Below are 8,549 nucleotides of genomic sequence, written 5' to 3'. Positions count from 1 at the left end.
ATAGATTAAATGGCTATAAGAGAATTAATGAAATGCTAAATAATGTAACTTTTATTGATGGCATTTCTGAGCATGAAGTTGACAAAATAAAACAGGATAAAAATTATGCCGCTTAATTCCCATACACCAGATTTGACAATAACTCAACAATACCTTTACAGTAGATTTCATAGTCTATGATGTGATTACAAGTATTTCCATGATCTTTATTGAAACACTGAGTAACATTATTATCCATACGAATACAGTTTTTGTATGTATTACCATTTATATTTATTTCTGGAATTACATCTGTAATAATCGAAGTTCCTGTAGTATGTGACATTTCATCAGTGTTATTTATTTTATCAACTTTATTAAGAAATAATATGTTTGGGAAATAATTCCTGTAGCTTAAGATCCACGCTTCGTAGACTACCATCTTCATCTCTTGCCTTACTACTTCCAAAATACACCGCACCATCTTTAATTTCATACATCATTTCAGTTTCGCCAGAGTATGACTCATGATTCGAAATGATATATACACTCTGTTTTATCTTTATTACAACTCTTAACTATAAGCTGATAATCATTTACTGTTTTAGAAGAGTCTTTTGAATCTGTTATGACATAAGTATAGGTAGCTCCTACATTAGTTGATATTAAATCAGAGCCCTTTAAAGATGTTTGATTTTGATCTGTAGCTAATGCTAGTAGAGGTAAAAAACTTAGAGTAAATATAACTTTCTTATTCATTTATCTTCCTTTGTTTGTTAATTTTAGCCCTCACCACTAAACAAACTACAGAAGAATAAAGTCTAAATCAAGCCTAACTTTAATAAACCATAATATACACCATCATTATAGTTTGCTTTAGTTATTAGACTTGCTTTTTCTTTTAATTGCGGCATTATCCATAGCAACAGCAACATCAACACGATCAAACATTTCTAGATCATTATTACCATCACCAAATGCATATGTCTCATATCCTTCAAGATCTAGATATTCTACAACCTTATTTATACCATCTGCTTTGGTATGTCCTGCTAAATAACAATCAACATAACCATTTTCATTATGCGGAGCTATCACACACTCATCTCCTAACGTATGTTCTAAAGCTACAGTATCAAAATTTCTACCCAAAACTAAAGCATTATAAATTGTTACATTATATAAGTTATGTGTTGTAATGATCTTATCTTTACTCACTATCACGTTATCATAAAAATAATTAAGATCTTCTGATTCAAGGTTGTTCACATACGCAAATTCACCCTCGAAAAGCCAGTCATGATTGTGTTTTTCACAAAACTCTAAAACATTATCAATCGCACTTTACGGAAATAGCTTCTCATAGACAAGTTTATCGCCAACACTGACTACAGAACCATTTGCTGTATATAACCATCCATAGGCAAATCAAGAACTGCTGAGGGAATAAAACTCGGCGATCTACCTGTAGCTATAAAAGTCTTATAACCTTGCTTTCTTAATTTTTTGATTGCTTGAATATTTTTATCTGAAACAAAAGTTCACCCTTATTTCGTGTACTAAAGTACCATCAATATCAAAAAAAATGCTTTGCTCATTATTTAACTAACTTGATTTTCATTAATATTGATAATGATAAATTACTAAAAGCTAAAAGGATATAGCTATCATCAAGAAAAGATTTTAATTATCTTAAAGGTGTAAAAAAATGATTAATTACCATCAACTATATTTCTTGAATCGTGACCTATGCTTCTTGTCACATCTCTTGCTGCATGTCCTATTGAGTCACCCATATCCTTGAAGTTTCCTTTTACAGATCCATTATTGCTTGAACTATCTTCACTATCAGAACATGCTCCTAATAGAGCAACTAACATAACACAATAAATCAACTTTAGATATTTCATTTTTAAGACTCCTTTATTATAACTATCAATTACCATCTACTATATTTCTCGTACCATGACCTATACTTCTAGTTATATCCCTAGCAGCTTCACCTATGGAGTCACCCATATTTTCAAAATTTTCTTTAATAGATCCATCACCATTATCATCAACTATATTTCTCGAATCATGGCCTATACTTTTAGTTACATCTTTAGCAGAATCTCCAACAGAATTACCCATATCTTTAAAATTACTTTTAATTGATTCATTACTGTTAGCACTTGAAGTATCTTACTCATTTGAGCATGAGCCTAATAAAACAATTGATATTACACACACTATTGTTTTTAAGTACTTCATTTGAAACACTCCTTATTTTTTAAAAAATAAACATCGCATCACCATAACTAAAAAATCTATATTTTTCAGCTATAGCATGCTCATATGCTTTCATAATCTTTTCTTTATCTGCAAATGCACTAACTAGCATAATTAGAGTAGACTTAGGCAAGTGAAAATTAGTAATCATTGCATCAACGATATTAAACTTTCTACCAGGATATAGGAAAATATCAGTCTCACCTTGGTAAGGTTGAATTTCTCCACTTTGACCTGCTGTTTCAAGTGAGCGTACAGAAGTTGTACCAATAGCTATTACTCTACCACCATTAGCTTTAGTTTGGCGAATTTTCTCACAAACACCTTCAGATACAAATATAACTTCTGAATGCATCTTATGGTTATTGACATCATCAACTTGAACAGGTTTAAAAGTTCCTGATCCAACATGTAAAGTGATATAAGCTATATCAGTACCCTTAGCTTTTATTTGTTGGATTAGCTCTTCTGAAAAGTGTAAACCGGCTGTAGGTGCAGCTACGGAGCCTAAATCTTTTGCATAAACTGTTTGATATCGTTCAGCATCAAATTCTTCATCATCTCGCTTCATATACGGAGGTAAAGGAATATGCCCAAACTCTTCCATCAATTGATAGATATCTTTACTACCCTGCAGTTTAAGTAGATACATTCCGCCATCTTTTTCTAATATTTTTGCTAAAGTATCTTGGACATATATTTCACTACCTATCGCTGGTGAGCGATTTGCTTTAATATGTGTTTCAAAAATTTTAGGTGTTTTAATTCTTTCTATAAGATATTCAAGCTTTGCGCCAGTAGTTTTTTCACCATATAGTCTAGCTAGCATTACTTTACTATTATTAAAGATAAGCAGATCTTCAGGATTGATAAAATCAATAAAATCAGTAAATTTATGATCTAAGATCTCGCCAGTTTGCTTATTCAACTTTAACAACCTACTAGCATCTCTGTTTTCTAAAGGATAGCTGGCAATTAACTCTTCTGGTAACTTATAATCAAAATCGTCCGTTCTCATTTAATAAATTTATTTTAAAAAAATCTTTTGAGCAAAATATTATCATATCTTAGATAATAGATATAACAATTTAGGCCATTATCATCCTCATATGCTATTATCCATATATAACAATTTAAATATAAATGTTCATGTTATTTTCAGACTTAAACTTAAGCCAAAACATCATAGAAATATTAGAAAATAAAAATATCAAAATACCTACAAACTCACAGATTTTAAGCTTTGAAAAAATCTCAAATGGAGAAAATATCTGGCTAAAATCACCAACTGGTAGCGGTAAAACACTTGCTTATATTTTGCCAATTATGAATAAATTATTAATAGATAAAAAATCTCTTACACAAGTTGTTTTTTTCACACCTACTCATGAGTTAGCCATTCAAATTAGTAATTTTATAAATGAGACATTCTCAAGTATAGGCATTAAATCACTAGCACTAATTGGTAAAGCATCGATAGACAGACAAAAAGAAAAATTAAAGAAAAAACCAAATATTGTGGTTGGCTCTGTTGGCAGAATTCTAGAACTTATCGATCAAAAAAAACTAAAGGCTGCTCATCTACAATACTGTATTATTGATGAGGCAGATCGTATGCTTGAAGATGACAGCTTAAAGCTTTTAAAACAAATCATCTCTAAAACCACAAATCTACAATATATATTAGGCTCTGCTACTATCAAAAACCACGCCTTTGATATTGCGAGTAGTTTTATCGAAAATTTAGAGCTTATTGATAACTCCAAAGAAAAAGAAACTATAGAACATAGCTATATCACAGCTGATGGTAATCGTAAAACCGATACATTACGAAAGTTACTAAACAAAATATCTCCTTCCAAATCTATAGTATTTCTACATAGAAACAATGATGTTGATTTCGTCACAAAAAAAATAGATAAACTAGAATGTGGGGTTGGCTCTATTCATGGTGAACAAAATAAAATTGATAGAGCTAATACCATCAAAAAATTCAAAAGTGGACAAATCAAAGTTTTAGTTGCATCTGATGTTGCAGCTAGAGGACTTGATATTAATGATGTTGATTTTGTAATAAATTATGATATCCCATCCAAAGCAGAAGATTACCAACATCGAGCAGGTAGAACAGGTCGTATGGGTAAGTCCGGCAATAGTATTCTAATCATTAAAGAAACTGAATTCTCTTATGTTGAAAAACTACAAAAGAAGTTAGGAATTGATATTAAGAAGTTTTAATATTTGTAAATTCACCTATTTAAAAATCTAATTTATAATCAAAATCATCTGTTTTTTATATTTACAACAATATAAAGTTACTATTAGAAGTGATAACCAAGGGATAAATTTATAAAGATTTACTCTTAACTAATATTTCCTATACATCTGAATATGTTAATATAATTTTCCAAAACTAATTTAATACCCAAAAACTAACTATGAAAAAATTTCTATCCATTACAATTATTATATTTATAACATTATCATCCTCTCTTGCTAGTAACTGGCCTAGTGGATATATACCCAAAAATCAAATCATAAATATAGATAGTATTATCGGAGTTCCTCCAAGTACAGATTCATTAGCATTTTCTAGTGACAAAGCGATATCAGAAGCAGTATTTAGCCAAAATAAAAATACTACTGATTATAAAATAGCAATTCATGACGCATCTAATGACCAAGACGTTCATATCGCTGATTTTAGCAAAGCTTTTGGCCAAGAAATTACTAAAGACAAAAATCCTGCAATATACACTTTATTAAACAGATCAACGACTGATGTATCGAATATAAAACAATCAGCTAAAGAAAAATACCAAAGAATAAGACCCTTCGTGTTTTTTGATAGAAAACCTTGCGATCCTGATGAGGATCCTAGTAGCTATTCATACCCTTCTGGACACTCATCTAGAGCTTGGAATTACGCTATGATTCTAGCAAAGCTAAAACCACAAACAGCTAAGCAGCTTTTTGAGTTAGCTGATAGAAAATCCCAAAGTCGAGTTATTTGCGGAGTACATTGGAAAAGTGATATCCAAGCTGCTAGAACTGTAGCTTTAGCAAATTTTGCAATTTTGAATGGAAACCAAGATTTTCTAAAAGATTTAGAAAAAGCTCGACAAGAAATTAATCAATAAGTTTATAAAGCCTGTTTTACTACCAAACTTTTGACAATACTATATTTATCAACAAACTCAAATCCAGCTCTACGAGCTTTTTTAATATAGCCATTCTCACTACCAAATACTTCTTTAAAAGCTTTCATAAGAGCTATCATCTTAGTATTATCAAGCTTCCTTTCGCGTTGGTATTTATCTAACGTTGAGATATGCCCAATCAATCTACCTTTAGCAAAAGCTTCTCTTACAATTTTACTCAAAGCCATAACATCTTTAAAACCGATATTTACACCCTGACCAGCTAGTGGATGGATTGTATGAGCGGCGTCACCGACTAGTACAACATTACTTTTAATATAGCTCTTAGCGTGACGTTGAACTAGCTCAAAACTAAATTTTTTTGATAAAAGTTTAACCTCTCCAAAAGTTTTATTAATTGCTTTTGCTAACTCTAATTCAAACTCCTCATCAGCTAAACTCATCAAGAAATTAGCATAATCAGTTTTTACAGACCAAACGATCGAAGCTTTATTAGGATTTTCTAACGGTAAAAACGCTAAAACTCCCTTATCATAAAACCTTTGATATGCAGTTTGATTATGTTGTTTTTCAAGCTCAAGAGTTGCCACTATCGCAGTATGTTTATATGGTTTAACTTTAGTTTCAAAATTAAAATAATCTCTAACAAAAGAGTTAGCTCCATCTGCGCCGACGATCAAGCTAGTTTCGATAATTTTATCAGCTAAAACAACTAGTTCCGTGTTACCATTCTTTTGGATCTTTTCAATCCTCTGATTCGCATAAATTTCAATACCTGTATTACTAATTTCAGTAATAAGAGCTTGTGTTATAACATCATTTTCTACAATATTACCCAAACTATGCTCAGATATCTCTTCTGCTGAAATAGTAATGCTTTCACTAGGAATATCATCCCAAACATGCATTTGATAATACGGTGATATACGATTGCTTTTAATAGCATTCCAAACACCCAAATCTTGTAGCAATCTCTTAGAGGTATGATTAACCGCACTTACTCTAGTTTCTACTCTATCTGAATTGAGATGCTTATAATTTATTTCTCTTGCTTCTATTACAGCGACTTGTAGACCATTCTGATGCAAAGATAAAGCTAAACTAAGCCCAACCATACCACCACCAACAATCACTACATCTTTTTGGATATTTCTAATGTTCATCTTCAACCACCTTTCTCATTAGTGTTGAACCTCTTGTTAACTTACCCATCATTACTCGAGATAGAACTTTTTTGGCTAGTTTGCTTCTTTGTAATAAATGTAATCCAACATTTCTACTTACCACAAATTTAAAATCATTTGAGACAAACCATTTCACAAATCCATGTGTAATATTAATTGTTCTATCATGATCAGGCTTTCTAACTTTAGTAAACTCTTCTAAAACTTCTGCTATAGAATTTTGTGAAAAATCACTTTCAACAATTAAATCATATAAAAATCCGATATCTCGAATACTCAAATTCATTCCTTGACCAGATATTGGATGTAAAAAATGTAAAGCATTACCAAAAAATAGTACATTATTTTTATATACTTCATTTGATTGAACAAGATATAAAGGAAAAACAGCAGGCTTTGTCGCAACTTTAATCTGACCTAATCTATAACCAAATCTATCTTGAATCATCTCTTGAAATTCATTATTCTCTAAATTTAGTTTTTCTTTTGAATCATTTCTATCAACAGTCCAAACACATCCCATTGTAGTTTTTGATTTAGGAAGCATTGCAAGCACACCATCAGTCATAAACCTTTCATATGCTGTATTTTGATTATCCAGATCAGTCTGAATATCAAAGACAATCGCATCTTGTTTATAATCAGTAGTTTGAACACCTACATTTAGCATTTTACGCATACTTGAGTTTGCACCATCACAAGCGATTATCAGAGAAGCTTGTATTATTTTATTTTGTTGCTCTTGCTCAACAACTAACGAATAATCATCAGCATTCTTTTGCAAACTAATCACATTAGTCTTAAAAGCTTTTTCAATGTTTTGATTTTCTGTAACACTTTGTAAGGCAACTGACAATAACTCCTGCATTGGAGCAATAGCACCAAGAAATGGCAGATTCTCATCCTTAGCAAAAATCTCAGCTCTACCATATCGTCCTTTATCAGAGACATGAACCTTTTTTATGGATTGAGTTTTACTAGCAACTTTATCCCACAAACCAAGAGTATTCAAAAATGCTATCGATGAATATGACACAGCGATACTGCGATTATCATTTTTGACTTCTAGCTCATCTTTCTCAATATGAATAATTGAGCATCCCGTTCTAGCAAGCGCTAATGAAGTTAATAAGCCAACAATACCTCCACCAACAACCGCTATATCATATTTAGTATTCATATAAATACCTAGACTTTTTCACTATCAATTAGTAATACTGCAACCTTTGTATATTCAAGCAATTCAATGAAGTCTTGTTCACAGTCATCATTATCTTCAAGAGCTTCATAATCCATATAAGATATTTTCATCAAATCACTTATTGCTTCTTTAGTTTCTCTATCTTTAGAATTTTCGTAGTCTAAGCCAAATAAACCTACACCAGACAAAAAACCTCTAATCCAATAAGTTAATGCTTCAGCTTTATAGCTTAAAGGCTCATCATCTTCTGGTAAGAATAGATCAAAACTTAACCCTTTTTCATCAAACTGCGACTGAGTGTAGTCATAAAGTTTTTTCATAGTTTGCAAAGCTGAAGCTGCTATTAAATCACCTTCTTCAATTGGTTTTGTCATCAAAGAATCTGACCACGCAGTGAATTTGACTTCCGCTCCAAAGCTAAATAATGCACAAAGTAGCCCATGTGCTTCTGAAGCTGTAGTTAAGGCTTGCATTACTTTTAGAGCTTCTGCGACATCTTCAAAATTAGGTTTTTCATTTTTCATAGATAGAATTTATTTTATATATTATTAACTAATATTTTACTGTATATAGATAATTAGTTATAGGTATTTTTTTAAAAGTATTAGCTTAATAAAAGCTAGATTGTATTCTCAATGTTTATAGAGATACCAAAATGTACTTCATTAGGTGTCAAGTAATTTAAACATTTCTTAGGTCTATTATTCAAGTCTATCTGTAACTTTCTAATGTATTGATGAGATATATTGTTAA

At 31.0% G+C, this 8,549-nt stretch carries 10 protein-coding genes and 2 pseudogenes; 2 read left to right on the top strand and 10 right to left on the bottom strand.

Annotated features, from left to right (window positions below):
• Positions 1-112: 112 nt before the first annotated feature.
• From F8C69_RS10685 to queA, 6 genes and pseudogenes are all read right to left on the bottom strand, one after another.
• A complete protein-coding gene (locus tag F8C69_RS10685) occupies positions 113-448 on the bottom strand; it encodes a hypothetical protein (RefSeq protein WP_234393244.1) in 336 nt (111 codons plus the stop codon).
• Positions 449-504: 56 nt separating this feature from the next.
• Positions 505-738 (bottom strand): hypothetical protein, encoded by a 234-nt coding sequence (locus F8C69_RS10680; RefSeq protein WP_234384231.1) that lies wholly within the window; start codon positions 736-738, stop codon positions 505-507.
• Positions 739-800: 62 nt separating this feature from the next.
• Positions 801-1,566: pseudogene (locus tag F8C69_RS07190) on the bottom strand (Cof-type HAD-IIB family hydrolase).
• 125 nt (positions 1,567-1,691) lie between these two features.
• Positions 1,692-1,889, bottom strand: a complete 198-nt coding sequence (locus tag F8C69_RS07185; protein WP_159184726.1) for a hypothetical protein — start codon at positions 1,887-1,889, stop codon at positions 1,692-1,694.
• Positions 1,890-1,914: 25 nt separating this feature from the next.
• Positions 1,915-2,112 carry a hypothetical protein gene (locus F8C69_RS10675; RefSeq protein ID WP_234384230.1) on the bottom strand — a complete coding sequence of 66 codons (198 nt, stop codon included), beginning with the start codon at positions 2,110-2,112 and terminating at the stop codon, positions 1,915-1,917.
• Between the two features lie 139 nt (positions 2,113-2,251).
• The gene (gene queA / locus F8C69_RS07175) at positions 2,252-3,268 is read right to left on the bottom strand and encodes a tRNA preQ1(34) S-adenosylmethionine ribosyltransferase-isomerase QueA (protein ID WP_159184725.1); all 1,017 of its coding nucleotides are present in this window, start codon (positions 3,266-3,268) and stop codon (positions 2,252-2,254) included.
• 131 nt (positions 3,269-3,399) lie between these two features.
• Here queA and F8C69_RS07170 point away from each other — a divergent pair, with 131 nt between their 5' ends.
• Both F8C69_RS07170 and F8C69_RS07165 read left to right on the top strand, forming a co-directional pair.
• Positions 3,400-4,488 carry a DEAD/DEAH box helicase gene (locus F8C69_RS07170; protein ID WP_159184724.1) on the top strand — a complete coding sequence of 363 codons (1,089 nt, stop codon included), beginning with the start codon at positions 3,400-3,402 and terminating at the stop codon, positions 4,486-4,488.
• 200 nt (positions 4,489-4,688) lie between these two features.
• The gene (locus F8C69_RS07165) at positions 4,689-5,390 is read left to right on the top strand and encodes an acid phosphatase (RefSeq protein WP_159184723.1); all 702 of its coding nucleotides are present in this window, start codon (positions 4,689-4,691) and stop codon (positions 5,388-5,390) included.
• Positions 5,391-5,392: 2 nt separating this feature from the next.
• Here the strand turns inward: F8C69_RS07165 and F8C69_RS07160 are convergent, their stop codons facing one another.
• The 4 genes and pseudogenes from F8C69_RS07160 to F8C69_RS11430 form a co-directional block, all read right to left on the bottom strand.
• A complete protein-coding gene (locus F8C69_RS07160) occupies positions 5,393-6,574 on the bottom strand; it encodes a UbiH/UbiF/VisC/COQ6 family ubiquinone biosynthesis hydroxylase (RefSeq protein ID WP_159184722.1) in 1,182 nt (393 codons plus the stop codon).
• Positions 6,564-7,775: an FAD-dependent monooxygenase gene (locus tag F8C69_RS07155; RefSeq protein ID WP_159184721.1), complete on the bottom strand. Its 1,212-nt coding sequence runs from the start codon at positions 7,773-7,775 to the stop codon at positions 6,564-6,566. Before F8C69_RS07155 ends, F8C69_RS07160 begins: the two co-directional genes overlap by 11 nt.
• 8 nt (positions 7,776-7,783) lie before the next feature.
• Positions 7,784-8,320 carry a UPF0149 family protein gene (locus F8C69_RS07150; protein ID WP_042517948.1) on the bottom strand — a complete coding sequence of 179 codons (537 nt, stop codon included), beginning with the start codon at positions 8,318-8,320 and terminating at the stop codon, positions 7,784-7,786.
• Between the two features lie 95 nt (positions 8,321-8,415).
• Positions 8,416-8,549 (bottom strand): annotated as a pseudogene (locus F8C69_RS11430) (IS30 family transposase); the annotation flags it as partial.

The organism is Francisella noatunensis subsp. noatunensis (assembly GCF_009823375.1).
GTDB lineage: Bacteria > Pseudomonadota > Gammaproteobacteria > Francisellales > Francisellaceae > Francisella > Francisella noatunensis.
Note: the sequence above shows the minus strand (reverse complement) of the source record. Positions and strands in the feature narration are given on the sequence as shown.